This window comes from Streptomyces sp. NPDC048639, assembly GCF_043199075.1.
Lineage (GTDB): Bacteria > Actinomycetota > Actinomycetes > Streptomycetales > Streptomycetaceae > Streptomyces.
Genome location: NZ_JBICVP010000011.1, coordinates 129393 through 146884 on the forward strand (window position 1 = coordinate 129393; position 17492 = coordinate 146884).

At 70.4% G+C, this 17492-nt stretch carries 15 protein-coding genes, 1 tRNA gene and 1 pseudogene; 8 read left to right on the plus strand and 9 right to left on the minus strand.

Annotation, left to right across the window (positions count from 1 at the left end):
* Both ACGFNH_RS27735 and ACGFNH_RS27740 read right to left on the minus strand, forming a co-directional pair.
* A complete protein-coding gene (locus tag ACGFNH_RS27735; protein WP_393658457.1) occupies positions 1 to 822 on the minus strand; it encodes an ABC transporter permease in 822 nt (273 codons plus the stop codon).
* 55 nt (positions 823 to 877) lie between these two features.
* Positions 878 to 1675: an ABC transporter permease gene (locus ACGFNH_RS27740; RefSeq protein ID WP_393658233.1), complete on the minus strand. Its 798-nt coding sequence runs from the start codon at positions 1673 to 1675 to the stop codon at positions 878 to 880.
* Positions 1676 to 1898: 223 nt separating this feature from the next.
* On the opposite strand from ACGFNH_RS27740, the gene ACGFNH_RS27745 reads away from it, so the two are divergent.
* Entirely contained in the window at positions 1899 to 4193 is a 2295-nt protein-coding gene (locus ACGFNH_RS27745; RefSeq protein WP_393658235.1) for a transglycosylase domain-containing protein, read from the plus strand.
* A gap of 199 nt (positions 4194 to 4392) precedes the next feature.
* Here the strand turns inward: ACGFNH_RS27745 and ACGFNH_RS27750 are convergent, their stop codons facing one another.
* Both ACGFNH_RS27750 and ACGFNH_RS27755 read right to left on the minus strand, forming a co-directional pair.
* The gene (locus ACGFNH_RS27750) at positions 4393 to 4695 is read right to left on the minus strand and encodes a GroES family chaperonin (protein ID WP_393658459.1); all 303 of its coding nucleotides are present in this window, start codon (positions 4693 to 4695) and stop codon (positions 4393 to 4395) included.
* Between the two features lie 85 nt (positions 4696 to 4780).
* Positions 4781 to 5101, minus strand: a complete 321-nt coding sequence (locus ACGFNH_RS27755) for a DUF3618 domain-containing protein (protein WP_393658237.1) — start codon at positions 5099 to 5101, stop codon at positions 4781 to 4783.
* Between the two features lie 134 nt (positions 5102 to 5235).
* Between ACGFNH_RS27755 and bcp the strand changes: the two genes are divergently transcribed.
* The 4 genes and pseudogenes from bcp to ACGFNH_RS27775 all read left to right on the plus strand — a co-directional run bounded on the left by bcp (position 5236) and on the right by ACGFNH_RS27775 (position 7179).
* A complete protein-coding gene (gene bcp / locus ACGFNH_RS27760) occupies positions 5236 to 5703 on the plus strand; it encodes a thioredoxin-dependent thiol peroxidase (RefSeq protein WP_393658239.1) in 468 nt (155 codons plus the stop codon).
* 147 nt (positions 5704 to 5850) lie between these two features.
* Positions 5851 to 6373 (plus strand): annotated as a pseudogene (locus ACGFNH_RS27765) (HNH endonuclease).
* A 522-nt stretch (positions 6374 to 6895) separates the two neighbouring features.
* Positions 6896 to 7042 carry an HNH endonuclease gene (locus ACGFNH_RS27770; protein ID WP_393658241.1) on the plus strand — a complete coding sequence of 49 codons (147 nt, stop codon included), beginning with the start codon at positions 6896 to 6898 and terminating at the stop codon, positions 7040 to 7042.
* A gap of 54 nt (positions 7043 to 7096) precedes the next feature.
* A tRNA-Leu gene (locus ACGFNH_RS27775) sits at positions 7097 to 7179 on the plus strand.
* Positions 7180 to 7233: 54 nt separating this feature from the next.
* On the opposite strand, the gene rdgB is transcribed toward ACGFNH_RS27775, so the two are convergent.
* From rdgB to ACGFNH_RS27795, 4 genes are all read right to left on the minus strand, one after another.
* On the minus strand, positions 7234 to 7836 hold the full coding sequence (gene rdgB / locus ACGFNH_RS27780; RefSeq protein ID WP_393658243.1) for an RdgB/HAM1 family non-canonical purine NTP pyrophosphatase: 603 nt from the start codon (positions 7834 to 7836) through the stop codon (positions 7234 to 7236).
* 311 nt (positions 7837 to 8147) lie between these two features.
* On the minus strand, positions 8148 to 8519 hold the full coding sequence (locus ACGFNH_RS27785; RefSeq protein WP_393658245.1) for a hypothetical protein: 372 nt from the start codon (positions 8517 to 8519) through the stop codon (positions 8148 to 8150).
* A gap of 378 nt (positions 8520 to 8897) precedes the next feature.
* Positions 8898 to 9629 carry a ribonuclease PH gene (gene rph, locus ACGFNH_RS27790; protein WP_393658247.1) on the minus strand — a complete coding sequence of 244 codons (732 nt, stop codon included), beginning with the start codon at positions 9627 to 9629 and terminating at the stop codon, positions 8898 to 8900.
* 278 nt (positions 9630 to 9907) lie between these two features.
* The gene (locus tag ACGFNH_RS27795) at positions 9908 to 10183 is read right to left on the minus strand and encodes a glucose PTS transporter subunit EIIB (RefSeq protein WP_393658461.1); all 276 of its coding nucleotides are present in this window, start codon (positions 10181 to 10183) and stop codon (positions 9908 to 9910) included.
* Positions 10184 to 10353: 170 nt separating this feature from the next.
* Between ACGFNH_RS27795 and ACGFNH_RS27800 the strand changes: the two genes are divergently transcribed.
* Both ACGFNH_RS27800 and ACGFNH_RS27805 read left to right on the plus strand, forming a co-directional pair.
* Entirely contained in the window at positions 10354 to 11625 is a 1272-nt protein-coding gene (locus ACGFNH_RS27800; protein WP_393658463.1) for a PTS transporter subunit EIIC, read from the plus strand.
* A gap of 169 nt (positions 11626 to 11794) precedes the next feature.
* Entirely contained in the window at positions 11795 to 13099 is a 1305-nt protein-coding gene (locus ACGFNH_RS27805) for a PTS transporter subunit EIIC (protein ID WP_393658249.1), read from the plus strand.
* A 66-nt stretch (positions 13100 to 13165) separates the two neighbouring features.
* Here the strand turns inward: ACGFNH_RS27805 and lysX are convergent, their stop codons facing one another.
* Positions 13166 to 16519: a bifunctional lysylphosphatidylglycerol synthetase/lysine--tRNA ligase LysX gene (gene lysX / locus ACGFNH_RS27810; RefSeq protein WP_393658251.1), complete on the minus strand. Its 3354-nt coding sequence runs from the start codon at positions 16517 to 16519 to the stop codon at positions 13166 to 13168.
* A gap of 80 nt (positions 16520 to 16599) precedes the next feature.
* On the opposite strand from lysX, the gene ACGFNH_RS27815 reads away from it, so the two are divergent.
* Entirely contained in the window at positions 16600 to 17430 is an 831-nt protein-coding gene (locus ACGFNH_RS27815) for a hypothetical protein (RefSeq protein WP_393658253.1), read from the plus strand.
* Positions 17431 to 17492: the final 62 nt, after the last annotated feature.

Here is a 17492-nt window from a genome sequence, read left to right on the forward strand (position 1 = left end):
TCAGTTCCCCGTGCTCCGGTACGAGCGCAGCCCCACCCGCCACGCCGCCCCCGCGACCGCGCAGCACACCACCGCGACCAGGGGCGAGGCGAACGCGAGCCCGTCCGGCAGCCCGAGCGGATCCGGCCGGCCCAGCACATACAGCGCCGGCAGCCAGTTGACGAAGGCCAGCGGCACCACGAACGTCACCCCGCGCACCATGTCCTTCGCGAAGACCGTCGGCGGATACTGCAGCAGCGTCGTCCCCCCGTAGGTGAAGGAGTTCTGCACCTCCGAGGCGTCCTGCGCCCAGAACTGGAACGCCGCCCCCGCCACGAACACCGCCGCGAAGATCGCCGCCCCGCTGACCACCATCAGCGGCACCATCGCCACCTTCACCGCAGTCCACTCCACCTGCACCTGCGTCAGCGACCAGACCAGCACCAGGAGACCCTGCGTGACCCGCCCGAGCCGGCGCAGTGCGAACCGGTCCGCCGCCACCTGCGCCAGGACGGGAGCGGGACGCACGAGCAGGGTGTCCAGCGTCCCGTCGCGCACCCGCCGCCCCAGCCGGTCCATGCTGCCCATGACCAGATCCGCCAGACCGAACGCCGTCCCGGCCGTGCCGTACAGCAGGGCCACCTCCGGCAGCGTGAAGCCGCCGAGCGTCGAGACGTGCGAGAACATCAGCAGAATCGCGACGAAGTCCAGCGCAGTCGCCGTGAAGTTGCCCAGCGCCGTCATGGCGAACGACGCCCGGTAGGTCATGGTGGAGCGCACCCACATCGCAGCGATCAGGCCGTACGCCCGCACGCCCGTCGCCAGAGCCCGCCCCCTCGTCAAGGCCCGGTCCGCCGCCGGGTGCCGGCCCCCCGCCCGGCTCAGCGCCTCGCGCGCCTCACCCACCCTGGACCACCACCTTCCGCGTGGCGACCGACTGCAGCGCCCGGCCGGCCACGAGCAGGGCGACCGCCCACCCGGCCTGGAAGCCGTACGCCCTCAGCAGATCCCACCCCGCGTACGTACCGAGGTAGACGTCCGCCGGAACCTGCAACAACGAGGACCACGGCAGCGCGCGGGCCAACTCGCCCAGCAGACCCGGGAAGAGCGTCAGCGGCAGCAGCATCCCGGAGAAGAAGATCCCGGCCAGCCAGGCGATCTGCGCCACCCCCGCGCCGTCCATCAGCCAGAACGCCGACAGCGCCACCAGATAGCGCACCCCGAAACTCACCACCACGCCCAGCGCCACCGACAACAGGAAAGCGGCGAGCGCGGACGCCGACGGCACCACCAGATCAAAAGCCAGCGCACCGACCGCCATCGGCGCCAGCCCCCGCCCCAGCAGATGGAACGCCGCCCGGCCCAGATCCGCGGAGAGCCACCACAGCTGAAGGTCGGCCGGGCGGGTCAGATCGATCGCGATGTCACCGGTGCGGATGCGCTCGATCAGCTCGTCCTCGAAGCCGCCGCCCATCAGCGCACACGTCATCAGAAGCGCCTGGCCGAGCCAGACGTAGGTCAGCGCCTCGGGCAGCTCGTAGCCGCCCAGCCGCGGACGCTCGTCCCACAGCGCGATGTAGGTGTAGGCCATGATGAAGCCGAAGACGGTGTTGGTGAACACGCCCGCCGCGGTGGCCACCCGGTACGTCGCATAGCGCCGGAAACCGCTCACGGCCACAGCCCCGTACAACCGCATGGCCCACGCCCCCCGACCGCTCCGCCGTCCCCCGCCAAAGGGGAGGAGCTTAGTCACGTTGCAGGCGGGCTGCCATCGGTTATTCACGCGATGGGGTGGTTTGACGGAGCCAACCGGCCCGTGACAGAGCGGTCCTGAGAGCGCGGCGACCGATCCGTACGGGGCCGGGAATGCGACAGTTCCCTACGGGACGGGCCTACCACGCGAAACGGAGTCCCCGCAGATGAGCAGCCATCCGCAGCGGCAGACCGACCGTGGCACGGCACCTCCTCCCGGCCGGGCACCGACCGGCGGCGTCCCGGCGCAGCCACCCCGGCCGCCCGTGCCGTTCCTCCAGGCCCGGCCCCCGCGGCCGAAGCGCACCGGCGTGCGCCGCTTCCTGCCCACCTGGCGCATGACGCTCGGCGGCATCCTGCTGTTCCTTCTCACCCTGACCGGCGGCTTCGTCGCCGGCTACATGCTGGTCGAGATCCCGCCCGCCAACGCGGCCGCCGTGAAGCAGAGCAACGTCTACCTCTACGCGGACGGCTCCCCGCTCGCCCGCGACGGCGACGTCAACCGCGAGAACGTGCCCCTCACCCAGGTCCCCAAGCCGGTCCAGCACGCCGTCCTGTCCGCCGAGGACCGCGACTTCTACTCCGAGTCCGCCGTCGACCCCAAGGCCATGGTCCGCGCAGCCTGGAACACCGTCACCGGCAAGGGCCGCCAGTCCGGATCGACCATCACCCAGCAGTACGTCAAGAACTACTACCTCGCGCAGGAACAGACCCTCACCCGCAAGGTGAAGGAGTTCTTCATCGCCATCAAGCTCGACCGCGAGAAGAGCAAGGACGAGATCCTCACCGGCTATCTGAACACCAGTTACTTCGGGCGCAACGCCTACGGCATCCAGGCCGCCGCCCAGGCGTACTACGGCAAGGACTCCGCCGACCTCACCACCGCCGAAGGCGCCTACCTCGCCGCGCTCGTCAACGCCCCCAGCGCGTACGACGTCTCGGCCCACCCCGAGAACAGGGCACGGGCCGACGCGCGCTGGAACTACGTGCTCGACGGCATGGTCAAGGAAGGCTGGCTCGACCAGACCGAGCGGGCCGCCATGACCTTCCCCAAGCCCGGCAGGACCAAAGCACCCCCGGGCATGTCCGGACAGCGCGGCTATCTCGTCGAAGCCATCAACACCTACCTCAGCGGCAGCGGCGCCATCGGCGAGGACACCCTGCAGGCCGGCGGCTACCGCATCACCACCACCCTCGACAAGCGCAAGCAGAAGGCCATGGCCGACGCGGTCAAGACCCAGCTCATGAGCCGGCTGACCCCCTCCCGCCCCGTCGACCGCTACGTCAGGGCGGGCGGCGCCTCGATCGACCCGCAGACCGGCCGGGTCGTGGCCATGTACGGCGGCGTCGACTACACCAAGCAGTACGTCAACAACGCCACCCGCCGCGACTACCAGGTCGGCTCCACCTTCAAGCCGTTCGTCTTCAGCGCGGCCGTCGAGAACGGCTCCACCACCCAGAACGGCCGCAGAATCACCCCCAACACCCTCTACGACGGCAGCAACCGCCGCGAGGTACAGGGACGCAGCGGCCCCACCGGCTACCGGCCCGGAAACGAGGACGGCACCGACTACGGCGAGATCACCGTCGCCGAGGCCACCGACAAGTCCGTCAACTCGGTGTACGCGCAGATGGGCGAGGACGTCGGCCCGGAGAAGGTCAAGGAGACCGCCATCGCCCTCGGCATCCCCAAGAACGCCCCCGGCCTCGCCGAGGCCCGCCAGTCCGTCGCCCTCGGCGTGGTCAATGCCAGCGTCCTGGACATGGCGAAGGCGTACGCGACGCTCGCCAACCACGGCCGGCACGGCACGTACACCCTCGTCGAAAAGATCACCAAGGGCGGGCAGCATGTGTCCCTGCCCGAACGGGAGAGCAGAGCAGCCGTCTCACGCCAGGCCGCCGACACCACGACGTCGATGCTGCGCAGCGTCGTGGACAACGGCACCGGCACCGCCGCCCAGTCCGCGGGCCGCCCCGCCGCCGGCAAGACCGGCACCGCGGAGGAGGACAAGGCCGCCTGGTTCGCCGGCTACACCCCCGACCTCGCCACCGTGATCGCGGTGATGGGACAGGACCCCAAGAGCGGGGAGCAGAAGCCGCTGTACGGGGCCGGGGGGCTCGACCGTGTCAACGGCGGTGGATACCCGGCGGAGATCTGGGGCCGGTACACGGCCGTGGCACTGCAGTACACGGCGGCGACGTCCTTCCGCCTGCACCTCCAGCCGGGCGCGGAGGCCGAACCGAGCGAGCCGGCGGAGTCGGCGTCGTCCGGGTCGCCGTCGGCGTCGGCGTCGAGCGGATCACCGTCGGGGAGCCCGTCCGGCTCACCGTCGTCGGCACCTGCGGCGACGGGCAGCCCCCGGCCGCCGAGCACCACGCCGTCGGCGTCGCCGACGCGCTTGCCGACGACATCGCCGATCACGCCGCCGGACGAGGACGAGTTCTTCCCCGACAGCTCATAGCGGGCGTGCGGAGACGCCGGCTTCCGGCTTCCGGCTTCCGGCTTCCGGCTTCCGGCTTCCGGCTTCCGGCTTCCGGCTTCCGGCCAGCAACTTCCGCCACCGGCCGCGCGGGCGGCCCGAAGGCGGAAGGTTTCTGCCGGCCGGAGGAACACAGCCGGTCGCCGACGACCGGACACCGCACAGCGTCAGAGAGGAAGCGTCAGAGATAGAGCCCGGTCGAGTCGTCGGACCCCTCGAGCCGCTCAGCGGCCACGGCGTGCAGATCGCGCTCGCGCATCAACACGTACGCCACCCCGCGGACCTCCACCTCGGCACGGTCCTCCGGGTCGAAGAGAACCCGGTCCCCCGGCTCCACGGTCCGTACGTTCTGCCCGACCGCGACCACCTCGGCCCAGGCCAGCCGGCGGCCGACCGCCGCGGTCGCCGGGATGACGATGCCCCCGCTGGAGCGCCGCTCCCCCTCGGGGATGTCGGTGCGGACGAGCACACGGTCGTGCAGCATCCGGATGGGCAGCTTGTCGTGGGTAGCGTTCGTGCTCACGCCATGACCGTACCTGCCCCGGGATGGGCGAAGTGCGCGCAGGGTCCTAACCGCGGCGGCGACGCGTGGACACGGCCAGCAGACCGACGACGGCGACGGCCGCGAGCGCCACCGGAACGATCCGCTCCAGCCGCGGCGAACCGTCCTCCGAGACCAGCTTCCCGCGCACGTCCGAGACCGTACGGTTCACGACCACGTACGCCCGGCCCGCAGTACGGTCGACCGCCGAGGCCGCCCTCGCCTTCGCGTCGCCCACGATCGTCTTCGGGTGCACCCGCACCGCGATCTCGTCGAGCGTCGCCGCGAGCGCCTGCCGCCTGCTGGCGATGTCCGCCTCGATCTGCGCCGGGGTCCTGGCTTCCGACACCGCGCTGCCTCCGTCGTTTTGGGTTGTCCGTGATGGACAGTCTGTCAGCTCGCCGGGGGGCGTGCCCCATGGCACCCCCGTCACCGCGGCTAATCTCTCGGGTAGCAGCACGAGCGATGAGGAGAACTTCAGCCATGAGCGACCGACTGCAGCCCGGCGACACCGCCCCCGCGTTCACCCTGCCCGACGCCGACGGCAACGAGATCTCCCTCTCCGCCCACGCCGGCCGCAAGGTCATCGTCTACTTCTACCCGGCCGCCCTGACGCCGGGCTGCACGAAGCAGGCCTGCGACTTCACCGACAATCTGGAGCTGCTGACCGGCGCGGGCTACGACGTGATCGGCATCTCGCCCGACAAGCCCGAGAAGCTGGCCAAGTTCAGGGAGAAGGAAGGCCTCAAGGTCACGCTGGTCGGCGACCCCTCGAAGGAAACCCTGGCCGCGTACGGCGCCTTCGGCGAGAAGAAGCTCTACGGGAAGACCGTGACGGGCGTGATCCGCTCCACGGTGATCGTCGACGAGGAGGGCAAGATCGAGCGCGCCCTCTACAACGTGAAGGCCACCGGCCATGTCGCGAAGCTGATCAAGGACCTCAACATCTGACGGCCCCAGCCCCGACCTCGGCCCGGGAACAGCGGCCCGCACCGCATACGGTGCGGGCCGTTCCGTTTCCCGGGGGTGACCGCCGCGCTGTCGGTTCGTCACTCAGTGCGAGACGGCGAACACGCGGCCGTATCCGTAGGGGGAATCATGGCGGCAAGCCTGTACACGAAGGAACACCTGGCCGAGGCTGCGGCATCGTCCCGCACACTGTGGGAAGTTCTGCAGAAGCTGGGGGTGGACCCGCAGAGCCCGACCCGGAAGTACCTGCGCGAACGCATGAGGAAACTGGGCGTCGACCCGCCCATTTCGAACGCGAGGGCGCGCGCTGGACCCGGGATGTGCTGGAAACAGCGGTGGCCGCCTCGACGAACATGTGCGACGTCTTACGGCACTTGGGACTCGACGTGGTCGGTGGCCGGCACACCCACATCAGTCGCCGGGTCCGCTCTCTGGGTATCGACACATCGCACTTCACAGCGACGCGTGGTGCGAAGCCGTCCGGCAAGGCCACCCGCTTCCTCTCGAAGTCGATCACATCGACGGGAACTGGCGGAACAACATGCCCGACAACCTCAGGCTTCTCTGCCCCAACTGTCATTCCGCCACGGGCACATACCGCGGCCGTCAGTCGAGGTTGCGGGGACATGCGCCGACCGGAGCGCCGCGATGAGCTCCTCGATCCGCTACACGAAAGAGCGGCTGGCGGACGCGGCGGCGGCGTGCGGGAACATCGACGAGGTCATCCTTTCTCGGTGCACGTCCCTATCACCAGTTGAGACGCCACCTCATAAGACTCTTCGAGCACTTCGGGATCGGCATCTCCCACTTCTCTCGGCGCGGTCCACGGGGCAGCCGACCCCGACCGTCGAAGACGGGGCTGGAGGAGGCGGTACGAGCATCCGACTCGATAGCGGCCACAGTGCGACGGCTGAACAGGCCGGACAACACCGCGACTCGAAGCCGCTTGCGCCAATGGGTCGCCGAGGACGGCCTCGACGCAGGGCACTTTCTCGGGCAGGCCCATCAACGGGGAAGGCCCGCACGAGAGCGCAGAGCGGCGGATGAGGTGCTGGTGATACGGCACGACGAGCGGCGCACGTCGTCGTCCGCCCTGCGCCGGGCGGTGGGGGAAATCGGTGTTCCGGAACGGTGCTCCGGGTGCGGTACAGGTCCGTCGTGGAACGGCCGTCCCATGGTGCTGGAAATCGACCACATCAATGGGGACCGGCGTGACAACCGAGCGCAAAATCTTCGATTCCTCTGCTCGAACTGCCATGCCATCACGAGCACATGGTGCCGGGGCGGTGACCGCAGAAAGAATTGCGAGGGTGCCCCGTAGCACCTCCCCACATGTGAGCCCGAGCCGCACGCCCGCTACGATGGCTGCCAGCCTGCGGCCGTTGCTGAATGGTATAAGCGGAGGTTTTAGGTGCCTCTGGGAGAAATCCCATGTGGGTTCGAATCCCACCGGCCGCACAAACCTTGCAAAGGAAGGCCCGAGCTTCTCCACGAGTCCGGGCCTTCCCTCCGTCACCCCATCAATTCGCGGATCACCGGAGCCAGGGCACGGAAGGCCTTGCCGCGGTGGCTGATCGCGTTCTTCTCCTCGGGCGTCATCTCCGCACACGTACGGGTATCGCCCTCCGGCTGGAGGACCGGGTCGTAGCCGAAGCCTCCGGTGCCGGCGGGGGTGTGGCGGAGTGTGCCGTGCAGGCGGCCCTCGACGACGCGCTCGGTGCCGTCCGGGAGCGCCAGGGCCGCGGCGCAGGCGAAGTGGGCCTGGCGGTGCTGGTCGCCGATGTCGGCGAGCTGGGCCAGGAGCAGATCGAGGTTGGCCTTGTCGTCGCCGTGCCGGCCCGCCCAGCGGGCGGAGAAGATGCCGGGCGCGCCTCCGAGGACGTCCACGCAGAGGCCGGAGTCGTCGGCGATTGCCGGGAGTCCGGTGGCGCGGGCGAGGGCGTGGGCCTTGAGGAGGGCGTTCTCGGCGAAGGTGACGCCGGTCTCGGGGACGTCGGGGATGTCGGGGTACGCGTCGGCTCCGACGAGTTCCACCGACACCCCTGCCCCCGTGAGGATGGCGTGGAGTTCGGTCACCTTGTTGGCGTTGCGGGTGGCGAGGATCAGACGCTGCATGGTGCCGATTATCCGCCGCCCGTACGGCGGGCGGTGCGGGACCCTGCCAAAACGGCCGCATCGGAAGTCCGCCCGGCGCCCGGCTGCCGAGTCGCGGCCGTTGCCTGGTCCGGGACGGCCTGCGCCTGATTCCGTTCCCGGGTCGGCGAAGAGTCCGGGCCCCGGCCGAGGCTCCGGTCGGCGCCGAGTCCTGGCCCGGCCGGCATACGGTTGGGGCCCCGGTCGGCGCCCGTCCGGGGCCCGGCAAGCATCGGACCGGAGCCGGTCCTGGCCCGGTGGGCGCACGGTCCGGGCCCCGGCCGGTCCGGGGATCAGCCCGGGGAGCAGACCTTGGTCAGCTCGTTGGCGGCGTTGGTGACCGGGGTGACGTCCGGGGTCTTGCCCTGGTCGACCGACTCGCGGACGCCCTTCACGGCGCCGTTCAGGTCGTCAACGGCCTTGCTGACATCGGCGTTGTCGGTCTTGTCGCCGATGTCGTCGAGGTTCTTGTCGATCCGGTCCAGGGCCCGTTCGGCTTCGGCCGGGTTGTCCACGGCGGAGGAGGCCGCCTGCTGGAGGTCCTCGACGCTGGTGAGGATCGCGTCGGCGGTCTGGGCGCAGTCCAGGGCCTTCTCTACGGCGCTGCATGCGGTGGTGACCGGCACGGCGACGGCTACTGCGGCCAGGGCTGCGATGACGGTCATGCGGCGGCGGTGGGCCATTGGGTCGGGTCCTCCACTGTTATGCCGGCGAGTGAGCCGGAGTTGCTGGGCGTACGGGCGGACGTCGTCCGTACGCCCGTACAGGTAAGTACGCCGGAAGGCGGCGCATCGGTTGCACGGGTGGGCGGACTACCGGGGGGCGCGGGTCGTGCTGGGCGCACCGCTGCTGCGGCGGGTGCCGGGGACGGGTCGTACGGGCGGGTGCCGGGGACAGGTTGTACGAGCGGGGCCAGGACGGGTCGTACGGGCGGGTGCCGGGGACGCCGTTGCCGTGCGCGCCCGCGTCGTCGCCGTGCCGTACCGGTCGGAGTCACTCGCGCGCCTCCGGGCCCGGCCACCGCGTACCCGTCGATCGGTTCGCTAGAGCGGCCGGGCGAGGACTTCGCGCTGGGCGGAGTCGAGCTGGGCGCAGCCTGCGACGGCCAGGTCGAGCATGGAGCCGAGTTCCTCGCGGGCGAAGGGTGCGCCTTCGGCGGTGCCCTGGACCTCGACGAAGCGGCCGTCGCCGGTGCAGACGACGTTCATGTCGGTCTCGGCGCGGACGTCTTCCTCGTAGCGGAGGTCGAGGAGGGGGGAGCCGTCGACGATGCCGACGCTGACGGCGGAGACGGTGCCGGTGAGGGGCTTGCGGCCGTGCTTGACGAGTTTCTTGGACTGGGCCCAGGTGATGGCGTCGGCGAGGGCGACGTAGGCGCCGGTGATGGCGGCGGTGCGGGTGCCGCCGTCGGCCTGGAGGACGTCGCAGTCGAGGACGATGGTGTTCTCGCCGAGGGCTTTGTAGTCGATGACTGCGCGCAGGGAGCGGCCGATGAGCCGGGAGATCTCGTGGGTGCGGCCGCCGATCTTGCCTCGTACGGATTCGCGGTCGCCGCGGGTGTTGGTGGAGCGGGGCAGCATCGCGTACTCGGCGGTGACCCAGCCTTCGCCGCTGCCCTTGCGCCAGCGCGGTACGCCTTCGGTGACGCTGGCGGTGCAGAAGACTTTGGTGTCGCCGAAGGTGACGAGGACCGAGCCCTCGGCGTGCTTGCTCCATCCGCGCTCGATGGTGACGGGGCGCAGTTGGTCGGGGGTCCGACCGTCGATACGAGACATGGGGTGACCTTATCTGCTGGGCCGAGGGCCCCGATTCCGGTGGGGATACGGGGCCCTGGGCACGCGAGCGGGGTGGCTCACTCCGTGTTCGACGGTCGGCGTCCTGGTGTGGACGGCTGGTGGTTCAGGTGAGTTCTTGGCTGCGGTCGCGGCACGTCGATGCGGTTGCGGCATGACGTCGATGCCTTCACCGCATGACGTGGATGTGTTCACCGCATGACGTGGATGCGGTTCACGGAATGACGTGGCTGCGGCTCACATCGTGACGTCGACGCGGCTCACATCATGTCTTCGATGTCGGCGGCGACGGGGTCGGCGTCGGTGCCGATGACGACCTGGATGGCGGTGCCCATCTTCACGACGCCGTGCGCCCCTGCGGCTTTGAGGGCGACGTCGTCGACGAGGGCGACGTCTTCGACCTCGGCGCGGAGGCGGGTGATGCAGCCTTCGACCTCGACGATGTTCTCGATTCCGCCGAGTCCGGCGACGATCTTCTCAGCCTTGGTGGCCATGGGCACTCCTGCGTGTTCGGGGCTTCGGTTTCGCCGCCCGATCGTTTTTCACCGTAATGCACGTTCGGACCACGTTCGCGGGCGTGTGTCCGCCATCTGACGCATGATGACGACCACTGATCCGTGCCCGCGCAATGCGGTGCCGCCGCGCCGTGGAACTGGTCTACACCAGTTTGCCGTCCCGGCCAAACCCGCGGCCTCCGGGAGGTCCGATGAGCACCGACACCGCCGCCGCAGGACAGCAACCGCCGGGGAGGGCATGGACGTCGGGCCTCTTCCAGGGGCTGCAGAAGATGGGGCGATCGCTGCAACTGCCCATCGCGGTGCTGCCGGCGGCGGGCCTGCTGGTCAGCCTCGGCAATCTCTTCTCGGCCTATCTGCACGGGGATTTCTGGACCAGGACCGCCGAGGTCCTCACTCGGGGCGGGGGCGCGATCCTGGACGTGGAGCTGGGGCTGCCGCTGCTGTTCGCGATCGGGGTGGCGATCGGCTTCGCGAAGAAGGCGGACGGCTCGACGGCGCTGGCGGCGGTGGCCGGGTTCCTGGTCTATCACGGGGTCCTGACGGCCTATCCGGTGCCGGGCTCGGTGGACAGCGAGCATCCGGAGGGCGTTCCGCAGAATCCGGGGGTGCTCGGCGGCATCGTCATCGGCCTGCTGACGGCGGTGATCTGGCAGCGGTACCACCGCACGAAGCTGGTGGACTGGCTGGGCTTCTTCAACGGCCGCCGCCTGGTCCCGATCCTCATGGCGTTCGTGTGCGCGGTGCTCGGCGTCGTCTGCGGTCTTTTGTGGGATCCGGTCGGGGACGCGCTGACGACGTTCGGCAAGCAGCTCATCGATCTGGGGGCCTGGGGCGCGGGGATCTTCGGTGTCGCGAACCGGCTGCTGATCCCTATCGGGATGCACCAGTTCCTGAACACCTTCTTCTGGTTCCAGGCGGGCCAGTTCACCGCGCCGGACGGGCAGGTGGTGCAGGGCGATCTGACGCGCTTCTTCGCCGGCGACCCGGATGCGGGCCTGTTCATGTCGGGCTTCTTCCCGATCATGATGTTCGGTCTGCCGGCGGCTGCGCTGGCCATCACGCACTGCGCCCGTCCCGAGCGGCGCAAGGCGGTGGCGGGGCTGATGTTCTCGGTCGGCCTGACGTCGTTCGTCACGGGTGTGACCGAGCCGATCGAGTTCTCGTTCCTGTTCGCCGCCCCGCTGCTGTACGGCATTCATGCGCTGCTGACGGGTGCCTCGCTGGCGATCACCTGGGCGCTGGGGGTGCATGCGGGCTTCAGTTTCTCGGCGGGTCTGATCGATTACGTCGTCAACTGGCATTTGGATACGAAGCCCTGGCTGATCATTCCGATCGGTCTGTGTTTCGCCGTGGTCTATTACGTGGTCTTCCGGGTTCTGATCACGGTGCTCGATCTGCCGACGCCCGGACGGGAGCCGGAGGACGTGGAGGCCGAGGTGGAGCGGGACGTGACCCGGTAGCCGGAGATCATGGAATCGCCGGGAAGCGCGGGTTCCTCATCCCGCCTCCCCCGTGCTAGAACATGGTCTACACCACTGAGTGGTGTAGACCACATGGTATGGACCACTCGGCACAGGCCACCGTCCCCGGGCCGGTCACAGGCCCGCTTCGCGTCCCCGAAGGAACCCCATGAGTACGACGACCGCGAACGCCGCGGCGCCCGCCAAGAAGCGGGGCTCCGGCCTTTTCCAGGGTCTGCAGAAGGTCGGCCGCAGCCTGCAGCTCCCCATTGCCGTCCTCCCGGCCGCCGGCATCCTGCTCCGCCTCGGCCAGCCGGACGTCTTCGGCGCCGAGGGCCTGGGCTGGGACAACGTGGCCAAGGTCTTCGCGGGCGCGGGCAGCGCGCTGCTGGACTCCTCGCTCGCCCTGCCGCTGCTGTTCTGCATCGGCGTGGCGATCGGCTTCGCGAGGAAGGCGGACGGCTCGACGGCTCTGGCCGCGGTGGCCGGGTTCCTCGTCTACTACTCGGTGATCCACCAGTTCCCGGTGCCGGGCCCCGACGGCGCCACCTTCGTGCAGACCAGCTTCCTCAGCGGCGCATGGCAGAAGGGCTCCGAGGTCACAGCGGCGTCGTACCAGAACCCGGGCGTCCTCGGCGGGATCGCCATGGGGCTGCTGACCGCGGTCCTCTGGCAGCGCTTCCACCGCACCAAGCTGGTGGACTGGCTGGGCTTCTTCAACGGCCGGCGCCTGGTCCCGATCGTCATGGCCTTCGTCGGTACGGCGATGGGTGTCCTGGTGGTCCTGGGCTGGCAGCCGATCGGTGACGCCATCACGGCCTTCGGCGAGTGGATGACCGGCCTGGGTGCCGCGGGCGCCGGGCTGTTCGGCCTGATCAACCGGGCGCTGATCCCGATCGGGATGCACCAGTTCGTGAACACCGTGTCCTGGTTCCAGCTCGGTGACTTCACCAATGCCACGGGCCAGGTCGTCCACGGCGACCTCAACCGCTTCTTCGCGGGCGACCCGGGCGCCGGCCAGTACATGTCCGGCTTCTTCCCGATCATGATGTTCGGCCTGCCGGCCGCCGCGCTGGCCATCGCGCACAGCGCCCGCCCCGAGCGGCGCAAGGCCGTCCTCGGCATGATGATCTCGCTCGCACTCACCTCGTTCGTCACGGGCGTGACCGAGCCCATCGAGTTCTCGTTCCTGTTCATCGCGCCGGTGCTGTTCGGGATCCACGCGGTGCTGACGGCCCTGTCGATGGCGATCACCTGGGCCTTCGGCGTCCACGCCGGCTTCACCTTCTCGGCCGGGGCCATCGACTATCTGCTCAACTGGAACCTGGCCACCGACCCGTGGAAGATCATCCCGATCGGTCTGGTCTTCGGCGCGATCTACTACGCGCTCTTCCGGTACGCGATCACCCGGTTCGACCTCGCCACGCCGGGCCGGGAGCCGGAGGAGGAGGTCGAGGACCTCACCAAGGCCTGAGCCCGGGGCCCGAGGGCCTGGAGGCCCGAGGGTCTGGAGGCGCGAGGGTCTGGAGGCGCGAGGCCGTCAGCGCTGCCGTACGAGCGGGAAGGGCAGCGTCTCGCGGATCGTCAGCCCGGTCAGGAACATCACCAGGCGGTCCACGCCCAGGCCCAGCCCGCCCGTCGGCGGCATGGCGTACTCCAGCGCCGTCAGGAAGTCCTCGTCCAGCTCCATCGCCTCGGGGTCGCCGCCCGCCGCCAGCAGGGACTGCGCGGTGAGGCGGCGCCTCTGCTCCACGGGGTCGATCAACTCGGAGTACGCGGTGCCCAGTTCGGTGCCGAACGCGACGAGGTCCCAGCGTTCGGCGAGCCGCGGGTCCTTGCGGTGCCGGCGGGTCAGCGGCGAGACCTCGGTGGGGAAGTCCTTGTAGAAGGTGGGGAGTTGGGTGCGCTCCTCCACCAGCCGCCCGTACATCTCCTCCACCACATCGCCCCGGGTGTCCTCGGGGATGTGCGGGACGCCCACCCGGTCGCACAGCTCCAGCAGCCTCTCCAGTCCGGTGTCGGCGTCGATCTCCTCGCCGAGCGCTTCGGAGAGCGCGCCGTAGACCGTCTTGACGGGCCACGGGCCGGAGATGTCGTGCTCGGTCACCTTGCCGTCGGCGTCCGTGGTGCGGACCACCTGCGCCCCGAACGCCGCCTGGGCCGCGCCCTGGATCAGTTCGCGGGTGAGGTCGAGCATCACGTCGTAGTCGGCGAACGCCTGGTACGCCTCCAGGGAGGTGAACTCCGGGTTGTGCTTGAAGGAGATGCCTTCGTTGCGGAAGTTGCGGCCCAGTTCGAAGACCTTCTCCATGCCGCCGACGCACAGCCGCTTCAGATACAGCTCCGGGGCGATCCTCAGGTACAGGTCCAGGTCGTAGGCGTTGATGTGGGTGGTGAACGGGCGGGCGTTGGCGCCTCCGTGGATCTGCTGGAGCATCGGGGTCTCCACCTCCAGGTACCCGCGGTCGAGCAGGCCCTGCCGCAGCCCCTGGACGGCGGCGCTGCGCGCGCGGATGACCTCGCGCGCCTCCGGGCGCACCACGAGGTCGACATAGCGCTGCCGGACGCGGGCCTCCGGATCCGCGAGGCCGTGGCGCTTCTCGGGCAGCGGGTGGAGGCACTTGGCGGTGAGCTGCCAGGAGGTGACGAACAGCGACAGCTCGCCGCGGTCGCTGGCGGCGATCTCGCCGGTGGCGGTGAGATGGTCGCCCAGGTCGGTGTCGGCGGTGAACCGCCTCATCACCTCCGGGCCCGTACGGTCGCGGCTGAGGACCAGTTGGAGGTCTCCGGTCCAGTCGCGGAGCACGGCGAAGACGACACCGCCGAAGTCGCGTACGAGGAGCAGCCGTCCGGCGACGGTGGCCTGTTCGCCGGTGCGGGCTCCGGGCGCAAGGCCCGCGTGCGCGGCGCGGATCTGCGCCAGGGTGTGCGTACGGGGGGTGGCGACGGCCGGGTACGGGTCCACGCCGTCGGCCCGCAGCCGGTCCAGCTTCCGCCGTCGTACGCGGACCTGTTCGGGCAGCCCTGCGAGGGGGTCGACCTGCTCGCCGTCGCGGCCCTCCGGCGGTCCGGCCAGGCCGAGTTCGCCGAGTGAGGGCAGGCCGGCGGTGCTGGCGGGGGCGGTGATGCCGCGTGGCCGGCCCTTGCCCCACAGGGCGCGCAGGCTGGGTACGGACACGAACCCCTCGGCGATGCCGGAGGCGAGGCTGATGCGGGCGAGGGAGCCGGCGTCGGCGTAGCAGAGGAACCGCGGATACCAGGCGGGCTGGTACTTCACGTTCGACCGGTACAGGGCTTCGAGCTGCCACCACTTGGAGAAGAACAGCAGCAGCCGGCGCCAGGCGCGCAGCACCGGGCCCGCGCCGATCCGGGCGCCCTCCTCGAACGCGGCGCGGAAGACGGCGAAGTTGAGGGAGATACGGCGTACGCCGAGCCGCCCGGCCCGATCGCACAGTTCGGCGACCATGAACTCGGTGACGCCGTTGGGAGCGCTGCGGTCACGCCGCATCACGTCCAAGGAGACGCCCTGCCGGCCCCAGGGCACGAAGGACAGCAGCGCCACCAGCCGCCCGTCAGCGTCGAACGCCTCGACGAGCAGGCAGTCGCCGTCGGCGGGGTCGCCGAGGCGGCCGAGCGCCATCGAGAAGCCGCGCTCGGTCTCGGTGTCGCGCCAGGCGTCGGCCCGCTCGACGACCTCCCGCATCTCCTCGTCGGTCAGGGCGGAGTGGCGGCGGATGCGGGTGGTGACGCCCTGGCGCCGTACGCGGGTCACGGCCTGCCGGGTGACGCGCATGTCCCGGCCGTCGAGGTCGAAGCCCGCGACGTTGAGGACCGCCTCGTCGCCGAGCTGAAGGGCGCTCAACCCGCCCCGCCCGTACGCCCTGGCGCCGTCCTCGCTCGCGCCCATGACGGCGGGTGTCCAGGCGTAGCGACGGGCGAGCCGGGTCCACTCCTCGATGGCGGGGTCCCAGGCGCCGGGGTCGCCGACGGGGTCGCCGCTGGCCAGGCAGACCCCGGCCTCGACGCGGTAGGTGACGGCGGCCTTGCCGCTGGGCGAGAAGACGACGGCCTTGTCGCGGCGGGTGGCGAAGTAGCCGAGCGAGTCCTGGTCCCCGTAGGCGCCCAGGAGGGCGCGGATGCGTGGTTCCTCGTCGCCGTGGAGCGAGGCTTCCAGGCGCTGGGAGCGGAAGAGGGTCGCGGCGGCGGCCAGCAGCGCGACGGCACCGAGCAGCCCTTGCAGGAAGTAGTGCCAGCGGGCCGGGCGGCCGTCGAACTCCGAGGCGGGCACGAGTCCGCCGAGGACGCGGTTGGCCGCCCAGGGCAGGGCCTGGCTGCGGGGCAGGCTGCCGGGGAACGCCTCGACCAGGGCCCAGCCGAGAAGGATGGCCGCGGCCAGGCCCACGACGAGGACGAGCAGGGCGCGCCAGAGAGCGCCGCGGCGGGTGTCGGCGGAGAACTCGCGGCGGGCCAGGATCAGCAGTCCCATCGCCGCGGCGCACACGAGGAGGGACGGGACGGCGTCCCATTCGCCTGTGGCCATTGCGACGACGTCGGCCAGGATCACCAGCCCCAGGTAGGCGATGACCAGGCGCCGGGCGATCTTCTTGCGGGCGGCGATGGCGGCGGCGAGCAGGAAGAGAAACGCCGCGTAGGCGAGGTTGGCGCTGACCGGGACGGTGAGGAACTCCAGGAAGCGGGTCACGGGCGCCAGGACGCTCCGCAGGGGCGGGATGACGGCCGTGACGGCGCAGTACAGGGCGAGGCCGCCGAAGAAGGCGCCGAATCCGCCGGGAACCCGGTGCAGGAAGCGGTCCCAGGGCCGGTGGCGTTCGTCGTCGGGCCGGGGTCCCCGGGCCGGAGCGGCTTTCCGGCTCGTTTCGCCGATGGCGCTCATGCGGCCACTGTAAGGAGGCCGCCCGCGGGCCGCTCGCCGAGGATTGAAGGGCCGGGGCCGGGGTCGGCTAGCGTTTCGGTGTGGTGACGTTGGCGCAGGGCGGCTGGTTCCACCGGGAGATCGTGGGCACGGGGTTGCTCCCGCTCTTCGTCTTCCTCTGCTCCTTCATCGCCGGATTCGGCGTCATCCGCTTCAGTGTCCGCATGATCCGGGCGCAGGTGCGCTGGTGGCCGGGGAATGTGCGGACCGGCGGACTGCACATTCACCATGTGGTGTTCGGCGTGGTGTTCATGCTGGTCAGCGGGGTGTCGCTGATCGTGGTCCCGGACCCGTCGGACACGGTGAAGTCCGTGCTGGCCGGAGTGTTCGGGGTGGGGGCGGCGCTCGTGCTGGACGAGTTCGCGCTGATCCTGCATCTGCGGGACGTCTACTGGACGGAGGCGGGGCGTACGTCCGTCGACGCCGTCTTCGTGGCCATCGCCCTGTGCGGTCTGGTGCTGCTCGGCTTCCGTCCGGTCTCGGTGATCGACTGGTCGGGCTATCGGTCGGACCCGACGCCCGGCAATGCGCTGCTGCCGGGCGGGGTCCTGCTGCTGGCGCTCGTCCTCGCCGTGATCACCCTGCTCAAGGGGAAGGTGTGGACGGGGCTGCTGGGCCTGTTCCTCCTGCCTCTGCTGGTCATCGGCGCCATCCGGCTGAGCCGCCCGGAGGCTCCGTGGGCCCGGTGGCGCTACCGCGACAAGCCGAAGCGGCTGGCGCGGGCGGCGCGGCGTGATCAGCGCTGGCGGCACCCGGTGATCACGGCGAAGATCAAGTTCCAGGAGTTCCTGTCCGGCAGGCACGACCTGCCGGACCTGTGGCACGAGCTCCAGCACCGCGCCACCCACCGGGACGACCGCCGCGACCGGTGACGGCCCCGCGTGGGGCGGGCGACAGGACGGCGAACCTACGGGGACGGGTGCGGCGCGGGGGG

Coding starts and splice junctions, on each gene's coding strand:
- ACGFNH_RS27770 (WP_393658241.1), top strand. CDS start 6,896: ATGGTGCTGGAAATCGACCACATCAATGGGGACCGGCGTGACAACCGA.
- ACGFNH_RS27750 (WP_393658459.1), bottom strand. CDS start 4,695: ATGCTGCACGACCGTGTGCTCGTCCGCACCGACATCCCCGAGGGGGAG.
- ACGFNH_RS27785 (WP_393658245.1), bottom strand. CDS start 8,519: ATGACCGTCATCGCAGCCCTGGCCGCAGTAGCCGTCGCCGTGCCGGTC.
- bcp (WP_393658239.1), top strand. CDS start 5,236: ATGAGCGACCGACTGCAGCCCGGCGACACCGCCCCCGCGTTCACCCTG.
- ACGFNH_RS27745 (WP_393658235.1), top strand. CDS start 1,899: ATGAGCAGCCATCCGCAGCGGCAGACCGACCGTGGCACGGCACCTCCT.
- rph (WP_393658247.1), bottom strand. CDS start 9,629: ATGTCTCGTATCGACGGTCGGACCCCCGACCAACTGCGCCCCGTCACC.
- rdgB (WP_393658243.1), bottom strand. CDS start 7,836: ATGCAGCGTCTGATCCTCGCCACCCGCAACGCCAACAAGGTGACCGAA.
- ACGFNH_RS27740 (WP_393658233.1), bottom strand. CDS start 1,675: ATGCGGTTGTACGGGGCTGTGGCCGTGAGCGGTTTCCGGCGCTATGCG.
- ACGFNH_RS27805 (WP_393658249.1), top strand. CDS start 11,795: ATGAGTACGACGACCGCGAACGCCGCGGCGCCCGCCAAGAAGCGGGGC.
- lysX (WP_393658251.1), bottom strand. CDS start 16,519: ATGAGCGCCATCGGCGAAACGAGCCGGAAAGCCGCTCCGGCCCGGGGA.
- ACGFNH_RS27800 (WP_393658463.1), top strand. CDS start 10,354: ATGAGCACCGACACCGCCGCCGCAGGACAGCAACCGCCGGGGAGGGCA.